Source organism: Allobosea sp. CCNWLY174, assembly GCF_037120455.1.
Classification (GTDB): Bacteria; Pseudomonadota; Alphaproteobacteria; order Rhizobiales; family Beijerinckiaceae; genus Allobosea; species Allobosea lupini.
The window spans coordinates 355,544-372,589 of sequence record NZ_JBBBBQ010000002.1 but is presented as its reverse complement, the minus strand read 5'-3'; the positions used below and the strand labels follow the sequence as shown (position 1 = coordinate 372,589).

18 protein-coding genes and 2 pseudogenes are annotated in these 17,046 nt (G+C 67.4%); 7 read left to right on the top strand and 13 right to left on the bottom strand.

The window, feature by feature from the left end:
- From V7S63_RS08535 to argH, 11 genes are all read right to left on the bottom strand, one after another.
- Positions 1–888, bottom strand: a complete 888-nt coding sequence (locus V7S63_RS08535; RefSeq protein WP_336529913.1) for a beta-keto acid cleavage family enzyme — start codon at positions 886–888, stop codon at positions 1–3.
- Positions 885–1,280: a type II toxin-antitoxin system death-on-curing family toxin gene (locus tag V7S63_RS08530; RefSeq protein ID WP_336529912.1), complete on the bottom strand. Its 396-nt coding sequence runs from the start codon at positions 1,278–1,280 to the stop codon at positions 885–887. Before V7S63_RS08530 ends, V7S63_RS08535 begins: the two co-directional genes overlap by 4 nt.
- Positions 1,277–1,537 carry an AbrB/MazE/SpoVT family DNA-binding domain-containing protein gene (locus V7S63_RS08525; protein ID WP_442896439.1) on the bottom strand — a complete coding sequence of 87 codons (261 nt, stop codon included), beginning with the start codon at positions 1,535–1,537 and terminating at the stop codon, positions 1,277–1,279. The genes V7S63_RS08530 and V7S63_RS08525 overlap by 4 nt, the downstream gene beginning before the upstream one ends.
- A 78-nt stretch (positions 1,538–1,615) precedes the next feature.
- Positions 1,616–2,233 (bottom strand): hypothetical protein, encoded by a 618-nt coding sequence (locus V7S63_RS08520; RefSeq protein ID WP_336529911.1) that lies wholly within the window; start codon positions 2,231–2,233, stop codon positions 1,616–1,618.
- Complete coding sequence (locus tag V7S63_RS08515; RefSeq protein WP_336529910.1) at positions 2,230–3,234, bottom strand: zinc-dependent alcohol dehydrogenase; 1,005 nt, start codon at positions 3,232–3,234, stop codon at positions 2,230–2,232. The genes V7S63_RS08520 and V7S63_RS08515 overlap by 4 nt, the downstream gene beginning before the upstream one ends.
- Before the next feature lie 13 nt (positions 3,235–3,247).
- Positions 3,248–4,225 carry a Bug family tripartite tricarboxylate transporter substrate binding protein gene (locus V7S63_RS08510; protein WP_091838745.1) on the bottom strand — a complete coding sequence of 326 codons (978 nt, stop codon included), beginning with the start codon at positions 4,223–4,225 and terminating at the stop codon, positions 3,248–3,250.
- An 86-nt stretch (positions 4,226–4,311) separates the two neighbouring features.
- Positions 4,312–5,202 (bottom strand): LysR family transcriptional regulator, encoded by an 891-nt coding sequence (locus tag V7S63_RS08505; RefSeq protein ID WP_336529909.1) that lies wholly within the window; start codon positions 5,200–5,202, stop codon positions 4,312–4,314.
- Positions 5,203–5,283: 81 nt separating this feature from the next.
- Positions 5,284–6,114 carry an ABC transporter substrate-binding protein gene (locus V7S63_RS08500; protein ID WP_100959464.1) on the bottom strand — a complete coding sequence of 277 codons (831 nt, stop codon included), beginning with the start codon at positions 6,112–6,114 and terminating at the stop codon, positions 5,284–5,286.
- Between the two features lie 44 nt (positions 6,115–6,158).
- Positions 6,159–6,923 (bottom strand): amino acid ABC transporter ATP-binding protein, encoded by a 765-nt coding sequence (locus tag V7S63_RS08495; RefSeq protein WP_091839411.1) that lies wholly within the window; start codon positions 6,921–6,923, stop codon positions 6,159–6,161.
- Between the two features lie 5 nt (positions 6,924–6,928).
- Positions 6,929–7,822 (bottom strand): amino acid ABC transporter permease, encoded by an 894-nt coding sequence (locus V7S63_RS08490; protein ID WP_091838735.1) that lies wholly within the window; start codon positions 7,820–7,822, stop codon positions 6,929–6,931.
- Positions 7,819–9,234, bottom strand: a complete 1,416-nt coding sequence (argH, locus tag V7S63_RS08485; protein ID WP_336529908.1) for an argininosuccinate lyase — start codon at positions 9,232–9,234, stop codon at positions 7,819–7,821. Before argH ends, V7S63_RS08490 begins: the two co-directional genes overlap by 4 nt.
- 97 nt (positions 9,235–9,331) lie before the next feature.
- On the opposite strand from argH, the gene V7S63_RS08480 reads away from it, so the two are divergent.
- From V7S63_RS08480 to V7S63_RS28740, 5 genes and pseudogenes are all read left to right on the top strand, one after another.
- On the top strand, positions 9,332–10,237 hold the full coding sequence (locus tag V7S63_RS08480) for a LysR family transcriptional regulator (RefSeq protein WP_336529907.1): 906 nt from the start codon (positions 9,332–9,334) through the stop codon (positions 10,235–10,237).
- Between the two features lie 55 nt (positions 10,238–10,292).
- The gene (gene rfbD / locus V7S63_RS08475; RefSeq protein ID WP_336529906.1) at positions 10,293–11,186 is read left to right on the top strand and encodes a dTDP-4-dehydrorhamnose reductase; all 894 of its coding nucleotides are present in this window, start codon (positions 10,293–10,295) and stop codon (positions 11,184–11,186) included.
- A gap of 10 nt (positions 11,187–11,196) precedes the next feature.
- Positions 11,197–12,075 carry a glucose-1-phosphate thymidylyltransferase RfbA gene (gene rfbA, locus V7S63_RS08470; protein ID WP_336529905.1) on the top strand — a complete coding sequence of 293 codons (879 nt, stop codon included), beginning with the start codon at positions 11,197–11,199 and terminating at the stop codon, positions 12,073–12,075.
- A 120-nt stretch (positions 12,076–12,195) separates the two neighbouring features.
- On the top strand, positions 12,196–13,608 hold the full coding sequence (locus V7S63_RS08465; RefSeq protein ID WP_336529904.1) for an FAD-binding oxidoreductase: 1,413 nt from the start codon (positions 12,196–12,198) through the stop codon (positions 13,606–13,608).
- Between the two features lie 157 nt (positions 13,609–13,765).
- Positions 13,766–13,861 (top strand): annotated as a pseudogene (locus V7S63_RS28740) (helix-turn-helix domain-containing protein); the annotation flags it as partial.
- 26 nt (positions 13,862–13,887) lie between these two features.
- Here V7S63_RS28740 and V7S63_RS08460 read toward each other — a convergent pair.
- Positions 13,888–14,571 (bottom strand): beta-keto acid cleavage family enzyme, encoded by a 684-nt coding sequence (locus V7S63_RS08460; protein WP_336529903.1) that lies wholly within the window; start codon positions 14,569–14,571, stop codon positions 13,888–13,890.
- A gap of 32 nt (positions 14,572–14,603) precedes the next feature.
- On the opposite strand from V7S63_RS08460, the pseudogene V7S63_RS08455 reads away from it, so the two are divergent.
- Positions 14,604–15,035: pseudogene (locus V7S63_RS08455) on the top strand (dioxygenase family protein); the annotation flags it as partial.
- Between the two features lie 10 nt (positions 15,036–15,045).
- Here V7S63_RS08455 and V7S63_RS08450 read toward each other — a convergent pair.
- Complete coding sequence (locus V7S63_RS08450; RefSeq protein WP_336529902.1) at positions 15,046–15,960, bottom strand: DMT family transporter; 915 nt, start codon at positions 15,958–15,960, stop codon at positions 15,046–15,048.
- 43 nt (positions 15,961–16,003) lie between these two features.
- Between V7S63_RS08450 and gcvA the strand changes: the two genes are divergently transcribed.
- Positions 16,004–17,017 carry a transcriptional regulator GcvA gene (gene gcvA / locus V7S63_RS08445; RefSeq protein WP_336529901.1) on the top strand — a complete coding sequence of 338 codons (1,014 nt, stop codon included), beginning with the start codon at positions 16,004–16,006 and terminating at the stop codon, positions 17,015–17,017.
- The last annotated feature ends 29 nt before the right edge of the window (positions 17,018–17,046 follow it).

Sequence of the window (17,046 nt, the reverse complement as noted above, 5' to 3'; positions counted from 1 at the left end):
CTATGCGACGCGCCTCGTGTGCAGATCCGTCCGAACCTCCGCCACGCTCGCCGGGCGCCCTCCCGCCGCCTCGATCTTGCGGACCATGTCGGCGATCAGCTCTGCATTGCTGCGCGTCTCGCCGAAGGGCGCATCCTCCAGCCCGGCGCGGACATGGACGCCGCGTGCGACTGCGGGCGCGACGATCTCGCTGAGGTCGACGCCGAGCCCGGCGATCATCACCGGGGCCTGCGGCGCACACTCCGCCAGCAGGGCAAGATGGGCGTCCAGCGCATAAGGCTTCGGCGGGAAGCCCCAGGCGAAGGCGTCCGAGAACATCAGCCGGTAGATCGGCGTCGGCATGCCGGGGTAGGCCTTGGCCAGCGCCGCGCCCAGGCGGGTGAAGCCGGGCTCGTAGATCGCATAGCTCGGATGGATCCTGTGCGCCTGCGCGACCGCCATCCCCTCGCGGATATGCTCGCCGGGGTTCTGGTAGATGAAGCCGGCCTCGCCGCCCGGGATGCCGGCGAAGGTCGTCCAGTTGCACGAGCCTGGATCGAGCACGCCCCATTCGACCAGGCCGCGCTTGGCCAGTTCCTCCAGATGCGTGTAGCGGCCCGAGCCGATCATGTCGCCGGCGTAACCGGAGCCGAGGATCGGGATCGTCGGGTAGACGATCGCATCGACCTTGGCCCTGATCCCTTCGATCGCCTGCGCATAGAGCTCCCAGTCGTCGCGCTGGCGGCCGGTCTCGAGATCGTAGACATGCAGGTGGACGATCGCGGCGCCGGCCTCGACCGCGGTGATCCCGTCGGCGACGATGTCGGGGATCGCGATCGGAATGCCGGGCTGGCGCTCCTTGCCCCACGGCCCGTTGATCGCGGCCTCGATCCAGATCGGGGTTTTCATGGGGGTGCGTCCTTCGGCCAGTTATCGCGGATCCAACGCGTCAGCCCCTCCTCCTCGACCTCGCCGGCGGCGAGTGCGAGGATGATGGCGGCGGCATCGGCCTCGCTCGGCGCGAACTCGATCCCGTTCAGCCGAAGGAAGATAATCAGCGCCAGCAGCGAGACACGCTTGTTGCCGTCGATCAAGGGATGGTTCTTGGCGATGCCGAATGCATAGGCTGCGGCCAGCGCCGCCATGTCGGTCTCGCCATAGGCAAAGCGGTTGATAGGCCGCGCCAGAGCGGATTCCAGCAAGCCCCGATCACGAACGCCGTCGGGGCCGCCGAAGAGTGCCAACTGCTCGGAGTGGATATCGGCTACGACGTCAGCTGTGAGCCAGAACGGCTCGGTCATTTCGCTAGCTCGCGCAGCGCATTGGCGTATTGCTTCATCGCCTTGCGGGCGATCGCCATGGTGCGCTCGTGCAGATCGTCACGGGGAGTTAGCTTGAAGGCGCCCTCCGGCTGCTCGACCACCGTCAGCTTGTCGCCTTCGGCCAGCTTCAATCGCGCCAGCAGCTCCTTGGGCAGGATGATGCCGACAGAATTTCCGATCTTGCGGACCTGCAGGACCATGGCCTGCTCGCCCGCGGGCTTTTCGGGCTTGTTCATGGCGTGCTCCTTGAGCGGCGTTATACAAACTGTATAACGCAAACGCCGCCGTCGCGCAGCTTGAACTAGCCGGCTGCATCAGGGAAAGCTTTCGATCCGCTCGTAGAGCAGACCCGAGCGGGAGGCCGACAGAGACTCCGACCGGATTGCATCCCGCATCCGCTCAGCCATGGTCTGCGCCATCTCGGATGTATCGGCAAAGACGAGCGCGACAGCCTCCTCCGACATCGCGGCCTGCCCCATGATCGGATGCCCGCCGGCATCGGGCGCGGTTCTGCCGAGCCTGATCGTTGGGGGCTTCTCCGCCTCCAGCCATGCAGCCACGCGCCCAGCGCTGGCATCAGCCATCCGCAGCATGACGAGACTGCCGCCATGCGGACAATCGGCGCCGACCATGGCATGGCAGGCGAGCCGCAACGGGTAGCGCAAGAAAGGGCGCATCGCCAGCGTGACCGCGTCCGGGTGCTCGGCGAGCCGACGATACTCCGGCGAATTCAGTACCGCGATGTCGGCGAGATCATAGACGGTGAGATAGTCGGGCGATCCGCCGCCAACAGCCTGATAGCGCGTGGCGCGCAGGATGCCCGGGACCGTGAAGCGCTGCGGAACATGATGGCCGCCATGCCAGCGTTCATAGGCCTCGCGCTGGGCCGGGTCGACATCATTGGCGAAGACGAGGAAGGCGCTGCTTTTCATGGCTGCAGCATCACCTTGATCGCGGTGCGGTTGCGCATCAATGCAAAGCCGTCCAGTGCGTCCTCCAGCGGCAAGCGGTGACTGATCAGCCTGCGAAAGCGCTCGGGTTCATCCGCTATCGCCGCGACCACCTCGCTCCAGCGCGCCACCGGCGCACGATAGGAGCCGATGACGCCCTGCTCCAGCCGCACCATCGCAGTCAGGTCGAAGCTGGCCGGCCGGGCATGGATGCCGCAGATCACAAGCACGCCGCCGGTCGCGAGGAGGCGCTGCGCCGCACTCGCGACCTCCGGCACGCCGGTCGCCTCGAAGATCACGTCATAGCCGAAGGGAGCCAGCGGCTCATCATCGGCGAGCGCATCCCTGGTATCGCCGAAACCAAGCGCGCGGGCGCAAGCCAGCCTCGCCGCGTCGTCGCGTCCGGCTATCGTCAAAGCCGCGGCTCCCGCCCGCTCGGCGAAGAGTGCGACGCCGAGCCCGATCGGTCCGGGGCCGAGCACGAGCACGCGCTTGCCCTCGACTGTACCAGCACGCGACACGGCCTGGGCCGCAACCGTCATCGGTTCTGTCAGAGCCGCGAGTTCTGCGTCCAGCCCTTCGGGCACGGCCACGCAGTTGCGCGATGGCACGCTCGCCAGGCTGGCGAAACCGCCATTGCGCCGGATGCCGATACCGCTCCGCGCCGTGCAGCCATCCTCGCCGCGCTGCCGACAGCCTTCGCAGTGTCCGCAGGTCACCGAGGGCCTGACCACCACGCGCTGGCCAATCCATTCTGACGGGCCGCGCTCGACCGTGCCGGCGAATTCATGACCGAGCGTGACGGGCATGGCGCTCGTCATCGCCTCATAACCCGCTGTCCAATCGGCGATGTGCAGATCGGTGCCGCAGATACCGGCAGCCTCGATGCGGATCAGCATCTCGTCGTCGCCCAAGAGAGCGGGCGCCTCGACTTCATGACAGATCAGCCCCGGTTCAGGCGCGGCCTTGCGGATGGCGAGCATTGCAGCAACCCGTCTAGTCGACCTTGACCCCGGCTTCCTTGACGACCTTGCTCCAGATTTCGCTCTCGCGCTTGAGGAAGCCGTCGAAGTCGAAGCCAACGGCCGCGGGGATCGAGCCGCTGGCCTCGAGCTTGCGCCTGAGCTCGGCGTCGCCCAGCGCCGTCGCCAATGCGGCGCGCAGCTTTTCGATCACCGCCGGCGGCGTTCCCTTCGGCGCCATCAGGCCGACCCAGGCGGAGACGTCGAAATCGGCATAGCCCTGCTCGGCGACGGTCGGCACCTTCGGCAGCAGGCCGGCGCGCTCGCTGGTGGTGACGGCGAGCGCCTTCAGCGAACCGCCCTCGACCTGCCCTGCGACCGCAGCCAGCGTCGCGAAGGTGACGTCGAGCGAGCCGCCCGCGACATCGGCGAGCGAAGGGCCTTCGCCACGATAGGGCACATGCTGCATCTTGCTGCCGGTGCGCATGGCGAAGAGCTCGCCGGCGAGGTGGGCGACGGTGCCGGTGCCGCCCGAAGCGAACAGGATGGGCTCGGGCCGCTGCTTCGCCAGCGCCTCCAGATCCTTCATCGTGTTCACGGGCGAGTTCGGCCGGGTCACCACGACGAAAGGCAGCTTGGCCATCAGCCCGACTGGAACGAGATCGTTGCGCCAGTCGAACGGCATGCTCGCCCGCAGCGCCGGGTTGATCACCATTGTCGTCGGGGCTGCGAGCAGCATGTAGCCATCGGGGTCGGCCTTGGTCACGGCCTGCGTGCCGGTCATCGTCGCGCCGCCGCCGCGATTGTCGATGATGACGCGCTGGCCGAGGATGCTGCTGAGAGACTCGGCGATCAGCCGCGCCGTGACGTCGACGCCGCCACCGGCCGCGAAGGTGACGATCAGGCTCACGGGCTTGCCCGGATAGGATTGAGCCAGTGCCGGGCAGGCCAGCGTCGCCGCCATGCCGGACAGGACAAAGCGACGGCTCACGGCCGGTTGACGCGTCTGCATGCTGCAATCCTCCCTGATTTTTCTGCGCGCACTCAAACGGAGCCGGCTCGCCGATTCAAGCGACGTTGCATGCAGCAGCTATAGCTTTAAGGCATAGATCTTACGCACAGCTCATCCTTCAGACACTGCTCGAACCGTTCGGTCACCTCGCCACGCGCGGCGAGCGGCCGGTGCAGATAGGCTTCGTAACGCCGGGTCGTCGGCACAGGCAGACATCGCAAGCGAGACATGTCGGCGGCGCGCGCCGAGAACTCGTCGACGATGCAGACGCCGACCCCAGCCTCGACCAACGCGACCGCCGTCTCGGCGAAGCGCACAAGATGCGTTCGGGCCGGCCGCAAGCCGTGATCGGACAGGATGCCAGCTGCCATGTCGCCATGGACGGAGCGCAGCTGGAAAACGATCCAGGCGCGATCGACCAGGCCTGCGAGACTTGTTTCGGCAGAGGGTATGTCCATGCCGGCCGGCACCAGCAGCATCGGCCGGCCATTGCCGACCGGCGTGCTGACCACCTCATGGTGCAGCACCGGAAACAGCGTCACCGCAGCATCGGCAGCACCGTCGAGCAGATAGGGCAGCACCTGGCTGACGGTCAGGATGTCGAGCTGCAGGGAGACGGCGGGCATGCGCTCGACCAGCCGCGCCAGCGCCGCAGGAACGAGGCCGCGGCCGATGCTGGGCGAAGCACCGCAGCGGAACACTGAGTGCTCCGGCAGCGCCGCCTGCGCCGCCCGCTCCACCGCCGAGCGCATCTGCTCGTAGGCGCGGTCGATCTCGGCGAGGAAACGTGCCGCTTCCTGGGTCGGCGTCAAACGGCCGCGGACCCGGTTGAACAGCCTGGCGCCGAGCTGATCCTCCATGCGCAGGATCATCCGCGTCACCGTCGGCTGCGCGATGCGCAATTCGCGCGCGGCGCCGGCGAGGCTGCCGGCCGCCATCACCGCCTTGAACACCTCGATCTGGCGGAAGGTCAGCACGCTTTCCTCGCGGGGCATGCCGGCGAGAAAACCGCCGGTCTCGACGGCAGCGAAGCCGCCGAGACCGGCAGGGTCAAGCGATCACTCGCCCTTGTTGACCGAGATCGGCTTCAGCGCGTTGCTCGGCTGAACATACTTGGCGATCAGCGCGTCATAGGTGCCGTTCGCCTGCAGCCGCTCGAGCGCACCCTTGACCGCGTCGCGCAGCTGGCCGCCCTCGGCCGTCTTCGGGAACGGGATGCCGGTCAACGAACGGGTGAAGGGCTCGCCGAGCGGGATATAGGTGTTGGGCTCTAGCTTCTGGAAATGCGTCATCGTCTCGCTGCCCTGGACGCCGCCCTGCAGGCGCTGCGTCTTGAGCTGGGTGCGAGCGTCGACCGACCCCTCGGTGCCGACCACGGTGATCGCCGGCTTGCCCTTGGCGACGCAGTTGGCATCGCTCCACTCGCCGATCTGCTTGGGCCAATTGGTCGAGCGGCTGGCACCGACGCTCTTGCCGCAGAGGTCCTCGACGCTCTTCACCGAATCCTTGAAGGCAGTAACGGTGTAGAACTGCGCGCCCGAGACCATATAGTCGACGAAGTCGACCGTCTCGCGCCGCGCCGGCAGGTCGCTCATCCCGGCCATCACCATGTCGACGCGGCCGGTCGTCAGCGAGGGCAGCATCTGGGCGAAGGCAGTGTCCTGCCATTCGGCCTTGACGCCGAGCTCCTTGGCGATGGCTTCGCCGAGCTCATAGTCGAAGCCGGCCATCTGGTTGGTCGCCGGGTCCTTGTAGACGATCGGCGCATAGTTCGGCTGGGTCGCGATGACGATCTTGCCGGCGGTCTTGATCCGGTCCGGCAGGGCCTGGGCCTGAGCGGCGAGCGCGGTGCCGGCGAGCAGCGCGGCGGCGAGCGAAAGGCGAAGCATGGTGGTCTCCCTCTTGTCTTTGCTTGGATTCACTGGGTTTTGGCTCACTTGAGGACGGCGGCGATGAAGTCGCGGGTGCGGGGCTGCTGAGGCGAAACCAGCACCTGCCGCGGCGGCCCCTGCTCGACGATCTCGCCCTTGTCCATGAAGACGACGTCGCTCGCGACCTCGCGGGCGAATCCGAGTTCGTGGGTCACGACGATCATGGTCATGCCGGAGGCGGCGAGGTCGCGCATCACGTTCAGCACTTCGCCGACGAGCTCCGGGTCGAGCGCCGAAGTCGGCTCGTCGAACAGCATCACCTGCGGCTTCATCGCCAGCGCGCGGGCGATGGCGATGCGCTGCTGCTGGCCGCCCGAAAGCTCGATCGGATAGGAATCGCGCTTCTCGGAAAGGCCGACGCGCTCGAGCAGCGCCATGCCCTCGGCGACGATCTCGCGCCGCGGCCGCTTCAGCACCGTGAGCGGCCCCTCGATGATGTTCTGCAGCACCGTCATGTGGTTGAACAGGTTGAAGCGCTGGAAGACCATGCCGGTCTTGAGGCGCTGGCGCGCGATCTCGGCATCGCTGAGTTCGTGCAGTTCGTTGCCAACGCGGCGATAGCCGATCAGCTCGCCGGCGACGGTGATCGCGCCGGCGTCGATCTTCTCGAGCTGGTTGATGCAGCGCAGCAGCGTCGACTTGCCCGAGCCGGACGGGCCGATGATGCATTGCACGGCGCCCGGCAAGACCGAGAGCGAGACATTGTTCAGCGCCTTCAGCGGGCCGAACTGCTTGGTGACGCTGGCGGCGACGACGATCGGAGACAGGGCGTTCACGCGGCGGCCTCCTCGGCGACCTGCGGCTTTGCGCGGCGCTCGCCCCGGCCCTTGGAGAAGGCGCGTTCGAGGAAGAACTGACCGATCTGCAGGAGCGTAACGACGAGCAGGTACCAGCCGGCCGCGACGATCAGGAGTTCGATGACGCGAGCATTGGCATAGTAGACGTTCTGCGCATTGCGCAGGATCTCGGAGAACTGGATCACGCTGGCGACCGAGGTCAGCTTGACCATGCTGATCACCTCGTTGCCGACCGGCGGGATGATCACCCGCATCGCCTGCGGCAGCACGATCCGGCGCAAGGTCGTCAGCCGGGTCATGCCGATCGCCTTGGCGGCTTCGGTCTGGCCGAGATCGACCGAGAGGATGCCGGAGCGGACCACTTCGGCGGTATAGGCGCCCTGGTTCATGCCGAGGCCGAGCAGCGTCGCCATGAACGGCCCGATGATGTCGATGGTGCGCCACTCGACGACGCCGGGAATGCCGATCGTCGGGAAAACCAGGGCCAGGTTGAACCAGAGCAGCAATTGCAGCAGCAGCGGCGTGCCGCGGAAGAACCAGATATAGAACAGCGCGACGCCGCGCAGCACCGGGTTCGGCGACATGTACATGATCGCGAAGACCACGCCGAGCACGATGCCGAGCCCCATGGCGCAGACGGTCATGATCAGCGTGTTGACGAGACCGGCGAGGATGGCCGGCGCGGTGAAGAACTGCGCCACCACCGGCCAGGCGATCTGCCCCTGCGCGAAAGCTTTCACGATCCAGGCGAGCACGAACAGGATCGCCGCCGCGGCGACCCAGCGCCCGTAGAAGCGCTTGGGCACGATGGTCAGGCCGGCGAGCTCGGCGAGGCCGCGATCCGGCATGGTCTGGGTTGCACTGCTCATGCCGCGCGCTCCCTCGTCCACTGCGAGAAGCCGGTGAGCCAGCCGCGGAAGCGGCCGATCTGCTCGGCGACCCGCGCCGGCGCTGTCCCGCCATGGCCGCTGCGCGCCGCCACCGCCGCATCGAGCGTCAGCACCGCGAGAACGCTCTCGTCGAGGCGTGGGTCGATCGCACGCAGTTCCACCGGCTCCAGCCCTTCGAGCTCGCGGCCCATCTCCTCGCAATAGCGCACCAGCGCGCCGCTGATCTCATGCGCCTCGGCGAAGGGCACGCCCTTGCGGGCGAGATGATCGGCGACTTCGGTTGCGAGCGCAAAACCGGCACCGGCCTGCGCCCGCATTGCGTCGGTGCGTGCCTCCATCGTCTCGATCAGCCCGGCGAACGCCGGCAGCACCTCGCCGAGCACGTCGACCGCATCGAAGGCGGCACGCTTGTCCTCGGCGAGGTCGCGGTTATAGGCGAGCGGCAGGCCCTTCAGCGCGCCCAGCATGGCGACGAGATCGCCGGTGAGGCGCGCCGCCCGGCCGCGCGAGATCTCGGCGATATCCGGGTTCTTCTTCTGCGGCATGATCGAGGATCCGGTCGCGAAGGCGTCGTCGAGCACGACCCAGCCGAACTGGCGCGAGGTCCAGAGCGTGACCTCTTCCGCCAGCCGCGACAGGTTGGTCGCCAGCATCGCCGCGACGAACAGGAATTCCGCGACATGGTCGCGCGCGCCGACGGCATCGACCGAATTCTCACAGGGGCCGTCATAGCCGAGCGCCCTGGCGCTGAGTTCGGGCGTCAGGGCGATCGCCGATCCCGCCAGCGCGGCGGCACCCAGCGGCGAGAGCGAGGAGCGCTTCTCCCAGTCCTGCAGGCGGGAGGCGTCGCGCGACAGAGCCTGGCCATGCGCCATCAGCCAGTGGCCGAAAGTCACGGGCTGGGCGCTCTGCAGATGGGTGAAGCCGGGGCAGACCGAGGCCGCATGCCGCTCGGCCTGGCCGGCGATGGCATCGAGCAGTTCGGCCAGCATTGCGCCGATCGAGCGCGCCTCGGCGCGCAGATAGAGCTTCAGGTTGTTGGCGGCCTGGTCGTTGCGCGAGCGCCCGGCCCTGAGCTTGGCCCCGGTCGCGCCGATGCGGGCGATCAGCACGCGCTCGATGAAGGTATGGACGTCCTCGTCGCTCTCGTCCGGCGCGAGCGCCCCGGCGGCGAGATCGGCGGCAATCGCCTCGAGCGCTGCCACGATGGTCCTGGCCTCGTCCTGGCTGAGCAGTCCGGCACGTTCGAGTTCGGCCGCATGGGCCTTGCCGCCGGCGATGTCCTGCGGGGCGAGACGGGCATGGGCACCGGCCGCGCTCGACAGCTTCATCATGCGCGGATCCGGCGACTTTCGGAAACGGCCGCCCCACAGGCGCGTGGTCTGGTTCATGATGTTCGTCTCCCCTTGACTGAAACACTGCCCTCTTGACCGCGCAACCGGCAAACGAAACGATCTCCTCCAGGGTAGTCGCTGAAGGAATATCTATTTGGCCGGTCGCAACCTCCCGCCGTCGACCACGGCGCTCCGGGTCTTTCTCGCTGTCGCCCGCCTCGGCTCGACGGCGAAGGCGGCCGGCGAGGTGCATCTGACCCAGAGCGCCGTTTCCAAGCAGATCCAGGCACTGGAAGACCATCTCGGTACGGAGCTGTTCGAGCGCAGTCACGCCGGGCTGAAGCCGACCGAGGCCGGCACGATCTATCGCCCTTATGCCGAGGCTGCGATCGAGCAGATGGAGCGCGGCGCCCGCCGCCTCGCCGAGCGTGCCGCGATCGGCCGGCCGATCCGGCTGCACATGATCGCCATCGCCGGCGAGCGCTGGCTGATGGAGCGCTTCCCCGAATTCGCCCAGGCCCATCCCGAGATCGACGTCCAGTTCACCAATTTTGTCAGCGAGAACGAGATCGAGGAGGCCGACCTCGAGATCGTCCACGGCTTCGGCCCCTGGCCGGATCGCGAGTCGCATTATCTCTTCGGCCGGCGGGTCGCACTGGTTGCAGCCCCTGCGGCGCTCGAACGCCTGGGCGGCTTTGCCCGCGCAGCCGACATCCAGAAGATGACGCTGCTGCAGCATTTCCAGATGCCGACCTTCTGGGCCGAGTTCACCGAGGCGCACGGCCTGCGCGGCGCGGTGCCGGCCCACACCGTGCGCTACGGCTATTATTCCGTGATCATCCGCGCCGCCGTCGCCGGGCTCGGCGTCGCGCTCGCGCCACGCTGCTATGTCGCCGAGGAACTGGCGTCCGGCGCGCTGGTCAATCCGCTCGGCCTCGATTTCGACAGCGCGACCGGCTGCTGGCTGACCGTCAATTCGCAGAGCGAGCGCAGCCCGGCCCTCGACACGCTGGTCGCCTGGCTCTGCGAGGAGGCTCGCCGCTTCGAGGCCGCGGGTTGAGCGCACAAGGCGCATGCTCTAGACCGACCGCCATGCTTCCGATGGCGAAGGCCCGATGCGCATAGCCGTGACCGGACGAACCGGGCAGGTCGTCCAATCCCTTCTCGCTCGCGCGCAGGCGGCAGGTGTGACCGTGATCCCGGTCGGCCGGCCCGAGCTCGACCTAGCGCAGCCGGACGGCGTTCGGCAGGCGCTCACCAACGCGCAGCCCGACTGCATCGTCAACGCCGCCGCCTATACCGCCGTCGACAGGGCCGAAACCGAACCGGAGCTCGCCCTGCGGATCAACGGCGCTGGCGCCGGTGCCGTGGCCGTGGCGGCTGTGGCCCTTGGCGTGCCGCTGATCCAGATCTCGACCGACTACGTCTTCGACGGCATGGCGCCGCATCCCTGGCGCGAAAGCGACGCCACCGCTCCGCTCTCGGCCTATGGCCGCTCCAAGCTCGCCGGCGAGGAAGCGGTCATGGCGTCCGGTGCGGACTGGACGATCCTGCGCACGGCATGGGTCTACAGCCCCTACGGCGCCAACTTCGTGAAGACGATGCTGCGCCTCGCAGAAACCAGAGACGAGATTGGCGTGGTCTCCGACCAGCTGGGCTCGCCGACCAGCGCACTCGATCTTGCCGAGACGATCATCGCGATGGCTAAGACGCTGGTCGCCCGCCCCAAAGATGCGACGCTCCGCGGCGTCTTCCATGCCGCCGGCACAGGCGAGGCAAGCTGGGCCGATCTGGCAGAGACTGTGTTCGCAGCCTCTGCGGCACTTGGCGGCCCGAGCGCCAGAGTCAGGCGCATCGCCACGATCGACTACCCTACCCCCGCGCGCCGGCCGAGCAATTCCAGGCTCGATTGCAGCCTGCTCGCGGCACGCCATGGCCTGTGCCTGCCGCCCTGGCAGGGTTCCGTGCAAAGCTGCGTCGCCACATTGCTCGCGCCATCGCGAAGCTGAAGGAGCCATCATGAAGGGGATCGTCCTCGCCGGCGGCAGCGGCACGCGGCTTCACCCGATGACCATGGTGACGTCGAAGCAGCTTCTGCCCGTCTACGACAAGCCGATGATCTACTATCCGCTCTCGACGCTGATGCTCGCCGGCATCCGCGAGATCCTGATCATCTCGACGCCGGAGGACGCGCCTCGCTTCGAGGCGCTGTTCGGCAGCGGCGAACGCTGGGGCCTCAAGCTCTCCTATGCGATCCAACCGAAGCCGGAAGGCCTGGCGCAGGCCTATCATATCGGTGCCGATTTCGTCGCCGGCGGCCGCTCCGCCCTGATCCTCGGCGACAATCTCTATTATGGCGACGGCCTCACCGGCGTGCTGCACCGCGCCGCCGCCCGTGACCAGGGCGCCACCGTCTTCGCCTACCGCGTCAGCGATCCCGAACGCTATGGCGTCGTCTCGTTCGACACCTCCGGCAAGGCCCTCTCGATCGAGGAGAAGCCCAAGCTGCCGCGCTCGCATTGGGCGGTGACCGGGCTCTATTTCTATGACGAGCAGGTGGTCGAGATCGCCCGCAAGCTGAAGCCCTCGGCCCGCGGCGAGCTCGAGATCACCGACATCAACCGTGCCTATCTCGAACGCGGCGCCCTCAACGTCGAGCGGCTCGGCCGCGGCTATGCCTGGCTCGATACCGGCACGCCCGAATCCCTGATCGAAGCCTCGGAATTCGTGCGCACGCTGGAGCGCCGCCAGGGCTTCCGCATCGCCTGCCCGGAGGAGATCGCCTTCGAAAACGGCTGGATCGATCGCGAGCAATTGCGCGCGCTCGGTGAGGCGCTGTCGAAGAGCAGCTACGGCCAGTACCTGCTTGCCGTCGCCAGGCGCGACCATTCGGCCTGACCCCGCACTTCCCATGCCGGTGCAGAGCGCTCATGCTGCATCGGCGCTGGCCGAAAACGCTGGGCTGGCCGAGATTGCACCAGAGCCGCGCCGATGACGTGCACGAGGATCGAAGACCCGATGAACGCCCCCGCCACCACGCCCGGCATCTCTCGGCACCCCGCCCTCGACGGCCTGACAGCGTCCCTGCGCGAGCTCCTCGGCCCGCGCTGCTCGACCTCGGACAGCGAGCGCGAGCATCACGGCCATGGCGAATCCTATCACCCGACCAAGGCACCCGACGTCGTCTGCTATCCGCTGACCACCGACGAGGTGAGCAGCATCGTCAAGCTCTGCCATCAGGCGAAGGTGCCGGTCATTCCGTTCGGCGCCGGCACCTCGCTCGAAGGCCATGTCGTCGCGGTGCATGGCGGCGTCTGCATCGACCTCTCGCGCATGAACGCGATCACCGCGGTCAATGCCGAGGATCTCGACTGCACGGTCGAGGCCGGCGTCACCCGCAAGCAACTCAACGAGCACCTGCGCGACACCGGCCTGTTCTTCCCGGTCGATCCCGGCGCCGACGCCACGCTCGGCGGCATGGCCGCGACGCGCGCCTCCGGCACCAATGCCGTGCGCTACGGCACGATGAAGGATAATGTCCTGGCGCTCACCGTCGTACTCGCCGACGGCACCATCCTGAAGACCGGCGGGCGCGCCCGCAAATCCTCGGCCGGCTACGACCTCACCCGCCTCTTCGTCGGTTCGGAGGGCACGCTCGGCGTCATCACCGAGATCACCTTGCGGCTCTACGGCATCCCCGAGGCGAGCTCGGTCGCGGTCTGCTCCTTCCCGGACATCGCCAGCGCCGTCAATTGCGCCATCGAGACGATCCAGTGCGGCATCCAGGTCGCCCGCGTCGAACTGCTCGACGAGACCTGCATGCGCGCCATCAACCGCCATAACAATCTGAGCTATCCCGAGACGGTCGCGCTCTTCCTCGAATTCCACGGCACGGAAGCAGCCGTCGTCTCGCAGGCCGAAATGGTGCAGATGATCGCCGAAGGCCATGGCGGCGAGGGCTGGCGCTTCGCGACCAGCGCCGAGGAGCGCAACAAGCTCTGGCAGGCAAGGCACAACATGCATTACGCGCTGCTCGCCTTGCGTCCCGGCGCCAGCAGCTGGGGCACCGACACCTGCGTGCCGATCTCCCAGCTCGCCGCCTGCATCACCGAAATCAAGGAGCATGCCAAGGACGCGCCTTTCCCGGTGACGGCGCTCGGCCATGTCGGCGACGGCAATTTCCACATGGGCTTCCTGATCAGGATGGATTCGCCCGAGGAGATCCGCGAGGCCGAGCGGCTGAACGGGCTCCTGGTCAACCGCGCCATCGAGCTCGGCGGGACCTGCACCGGCGAGCACGGTGTCGGCTACGGCAAGGCCAAGTTCCTGCGCAAGGAGCATGGCGATGCCGCCGTCGAGGTGATGCGCACTCTGAAGGCAAGCCTCGATCCCGACAACATCATGAACCCCGGCAAGGTGCTACCGGCCTGATGGCGGCAGCATACGCCCTTGCATGCCTCGCCCGCACATGACCGCAGCGCCCAACTGTTTGACATGCAAATGGAACGGTGACCCCTGAGGCGGATAGGCAACGCATGGACGACGCGGCGGTGCGGAAACGCAGCACAAGAACCACGCGGTCTATTTCGTGCCCGGTCTGCATCGCGGCCTGCGTGTCCTCGAAATCGTCGCGGCTGCGCGCCGGCCGCTGAGCATCACCGAGATCGCCTCGGAGCTCGGCCTGACGCGCTCCTCGGTCTTCCGCCTGATCTATACGCTCCGGCACATGGGCTTCCTCGAGGAGGAGCAGTCGAAGCAGTTCGCGCTCGGCCCGCGCGTTCTCAATATCGGCTTCGCCTTCCTGGCCTCGAAGGACATCATCGAGATCGCCCGCCCCGAACTGGAGGCGCTGCGCGATGAGACCCTGGTCTCGGCGCATCTGGCGATCCGCGACGAGCGCGACGTGCTCGATCTCAGCTGCGTGCAGACCCGCTCGGGCTTCCTCAGCAACATGAATGTCGGCTCGCGCGTGCCGATGATCGTGCCGGCCTTCTCGACCAGCTCGGCATTGTCCCGCGCCAGCACGCCCTTGCGGATATATACATTGTCCTCGAGCCCGACGCGGATATGGCCGCCGAGCAGGAAGGCCTGCGCCAGCAGCGGGAACTCGTGCCGGCCGATGCCGAAGGCCGCCCAGATACAGTCCGGCGGCAATTGCGAGGCGAAATAGACCAGCGTCTGCGGGTTCGGGATCGCGCCGTAGCGCACCCCGAGCACGATTTGGATCAATAGCGGATTGCGCAGCACGCCATCCGCCTGCAACGCCTTGGCGAGCTGGAGGTCGCCACCATCGAACAGCTCCAGCTCGGGCAGGACTCCGGCCGCATAGATACGCCGCGCCATCTCGGTGACGTTGCGCGGCGTGTTGATCACCACGGCGGTCCCTGAGAACATGGTGTTGAGGTCGAGCGTGCCTCGACGAGTTCAGCCGCCCTGTCCGCAATACCTTGGTCGAGATCTGGAACGCCAATAAATGGGGGCGCTACACCCGTGTGAAGGACCCGGTGCGCGAGCGGCTCGACCCTAACTTTCTCGGTTTCGGCCGGACCATGACCGACGAAACTGGCCGCTATCGCTTCCGCACCATCATGCCGGGCTCCTATCTGGCACGACCGGACATCGACCGCTGGCGCCCGGCCCATGTCCATGTCTCGATCCGCGGCGGCTCGGCGCGCCTCATCGCCCAGATGTATTTCCAAGGCGATCCGCATCTTGCCCGCGACCCGATGTTCATCCTGCTCGGCGAGGCGCAAGGGCGCCATTTCGGCAACCGCGTCGGACAGGGTGCGGAGGGCGAGACGCTCTATTCCTGGGACATCATGATCGGCGGGCGCAACACCGCCTATTTCGAGAGCTGACGCGGCCGAGCTAAGCCGCCGCCTTGCGCCGCTCGGTCACGGTGAGCGCAAGCCCCCCGAGCACCAGCAGCACGCCGAGCACGAAGAACAGTCCGAGCTCGTCGCCGAACATGACGGCCGCCGTGGCAACGCCGACGACCGGTTGCAGGTACTGGATGCCGGCGGCAATGCGCGCCGGCACCGTGCGCAGCAGATGCAGCCATAGGAACAGGCCGGCAACCGTCACGACGATGCCGAGATAGACCGCCGTCGCGAGGCCCGTGCTCGTCAGCTGGAACGGCACATGCCACATCTCCCAAGCAGCCCAAGGCAGCAGCGCCAAGAAGCCGAAGACGGTGCTCCAGGCGGCGACGGTGGCGGTGCCGTACTGCTCGGTCAGCTCGACGCTCCAGACATAGTAGAAGGCGATCGTCAGCGCCGAAAGCAGCACCAGCGCCGCGCCGGTGAGCGTGGTCTGCGATGTCGCGACAGCCGCGTCGCCGCGCCCGGACGCGACCAAGGCGATCCCGGCGAAGGCCGCCAGCAGCCCCAGCGCCTGCAGGCCGGACACCGATTGCCGCAGGCGCGCTGCGGCAAAGACGACGACGAAGATCGGGATGGTCGCGGAGATGATCGTCGCGACCGAGGCCGAGGTGCCGACGACGCCGAAGGTCTGCGCCACCTGTCCGATGCCGATGCCGAGCACGCCGAGAGCGGCGACGCGAGGCAACGCCCGGCGCGGCAGGCGCTGCTTGCCAATGACGAGCAGGAACAGCAGCGGCAGGGCGATCCCGAAGCGCAAAGCGGTCAGTGTCAGCGGCGGCAGCGTGAGCAGGCCGAGCTTGGTGATCGGGATCGAGACGCCCCACATCAGCGCAAGCAGCAGCATCGCCGCGAAGCTGCCGACGGAGGGGCTGTAGCGGGTGGCCAGCGCCGTTTGGCTCATGGGGCGGTCTTCATGCGTCCGGGCCACGCTGCGGAAGCGTCGCGTGAGCGCAGGCTCTAGGTCTTCCGACCTCGCGCGACAAATCATTTGTCGTCACGTCATGAGTGAGCAACACTCACGCATGGTATCGTTGTTCGCCCGCCTTCCGCCGCTGCAGACGCTCCGCGCTTTCGAAGCGGCCGGGCGGCTGTCGAGCATGACCCTGGCGGCGCAGGAGCTGAACCTCACCCACGGAGCGGTGAGCCGTCACGTCAAGACGCTCGAAGCGCATCTGGGCGTTCCCCTGTTCGAGCGCCTGACCCGGCGGATCGTGCTGACCGAGGCGGGTGCCACGTTTCTCGCCATCGTCGCCCGCAGCCTCGCGGAGCTGACGCGGGAGGCCGAACGCCTGCGCAGCCTGAACACGGGGACGCACCTGACTCTGAGCACGAGCGTGTCGCTAGCCAGCAAATGGCTGGCGCCGCGCCTGCACCGGCTGATGGTCCGCCTCCCGGATTATGACGTCCATCTCGACGTGACCGACATCAATGTCGATCTCTCCGACGGGCGCATCGACGCCGCCGTGCGCTACGGCGCCGGGCAGTATCCGAACGCGGTGGCGGAACGCATCCTCGACGAGATGGTCACGCCGGTGTGCAGTCCTGCTTACGCGAGCAAGATCGGCGCCGGAGCCTCGCCGGCAGAGCTGGCGCGAGGCACCTTGCTGCATGAGGATCGCATGCTGGCGAACTGGGAGCAGTGGTTTGCGCTGGCAGGCCTGGCACAGCTCCGCAGCCGCGGTCCGGCCTACAGCCATGGCAGCCTCGCGATCGAAGCCGCACTACGCGGCGAAGGCGTGGCGCTCGGGCGCAGCATGCTCGTCGCGGAAGACCTTGCGGCCGGGCGCCTCGTCGCGCCCTTCCCCAAGCTGACGCTCAAAGCCGAACGTGGCTACGATCTGGTCTATCGTCCGGGCAATCAGGATCACCCGAAGGTCCGCGCGGTGCGCGACTGGCTCGCCGACGAAATCCGGCTTTTCCTGAGCAATGTCGGCCGACAAGCCGGCGCCCTCGACTGAACGAGGGCAACTGCTCCTCGTGGCGCGCC

Bases quoted from the DNA above. Each gene is read 5' to 3' on its own strand.
- V7S63_RS08535 (WP_336529913.1), bottom strand. From the start codon at position 888: ATGAAAACCCCGATCTGGATCGAGGCCGCGATCAACGGGCCGTGGGGC.
- V7S63_RS08530 (WP_336529912.1), bottom strand. From the start codon at position 1,280: ATGACCGAGCCGTTCTGGCTCACAGCTGACGTCGTAGCCGATATCCAC.
- V7S63_RS08525 (WP_442896439.1), bottom strand. From the start codon at position 1,537: ATGAACAAGCCCGAAAAGCCCGCGGGCGAGCAGGCCATGGTCCTGCAG.
- V7S63_RS08520 (WP_336529911.1), bottom strand. From the start codon at position 2,233: ATGAAAAGCAGCGCCTTCCTCGTCTTCGCCAATGATGTCGACCCGGCC.
- V7S63_RS08515 (WP_336529910.1), bottom strand. From the start codon at position 3,234: ATGCTCGCCATCCGCAAGGCCGCGCCTGAACCGGGGCTGATCTGTCAT.
- V7S63_RS08510 (WP_091838745.1), bottom strand. From the start codon at position 4,225: ATGCAGACGCGTCAACCGGCCGTGAGCCGTCGCTTTGTCCTGTCCGGC.
- V7S63_RS08500 (WP_100959464.1), bottom strand. From the start codon at position 6,114: ATGCTTCGCCTTTCGCTCGCCGCCGCGCTGCTCGCCGGCACCGCGCTC.
- V7S63_RS08490 (WP_091838735.1), bottom strand. From the start codon at position 7,822: ATGAGCAGTGCAACCCAGACCATGCCGGATCGCGGCCTCGCCGAGCTC.
- argH (WP_336529908.1), bottom strand. From the start codon at position 9,234: ATGAACCAGACCACGCGCCTGTGGGGCGGCCGTTTCCGAAAGTCGCCG.
- rfbD (WP_336529906.1), top strand. From the start codon at position 10,293: ATGCGCATAGCCGTGACCGGACGAACCGGGCAGGTCGTCCAATCCCTT.
- rfbA (WP_336529905.1), top strand. From the start codon at position 11,197: ATGAAGGGGATCGTCCTCGCCGGCGGCAGCGGCACGCGGCTTCACCCG.
- V7S63_RS08465 (WP_336529904.1), top strand. From the start codon at position 12,196: ATGAACGCCCCCGCCACCACGCCCGGCATCTCTCGGCACCCCGCCCTC.
- V7S63_RS08460 (WP_336529903.1), bottom strand. From the start codon at position 14,571: ATGTTCTCAGGGACCGCCGTGGTGATCAACACGCCGCGCAACGTCACC.
- V7S63_RS08450 (WP_336529902.1), bottom strand. From the start codon at position 15,960: ATGAGCCAAACGGCGCTGGCCACCCGCTACAGCCCCTCCGTCGGCAGC.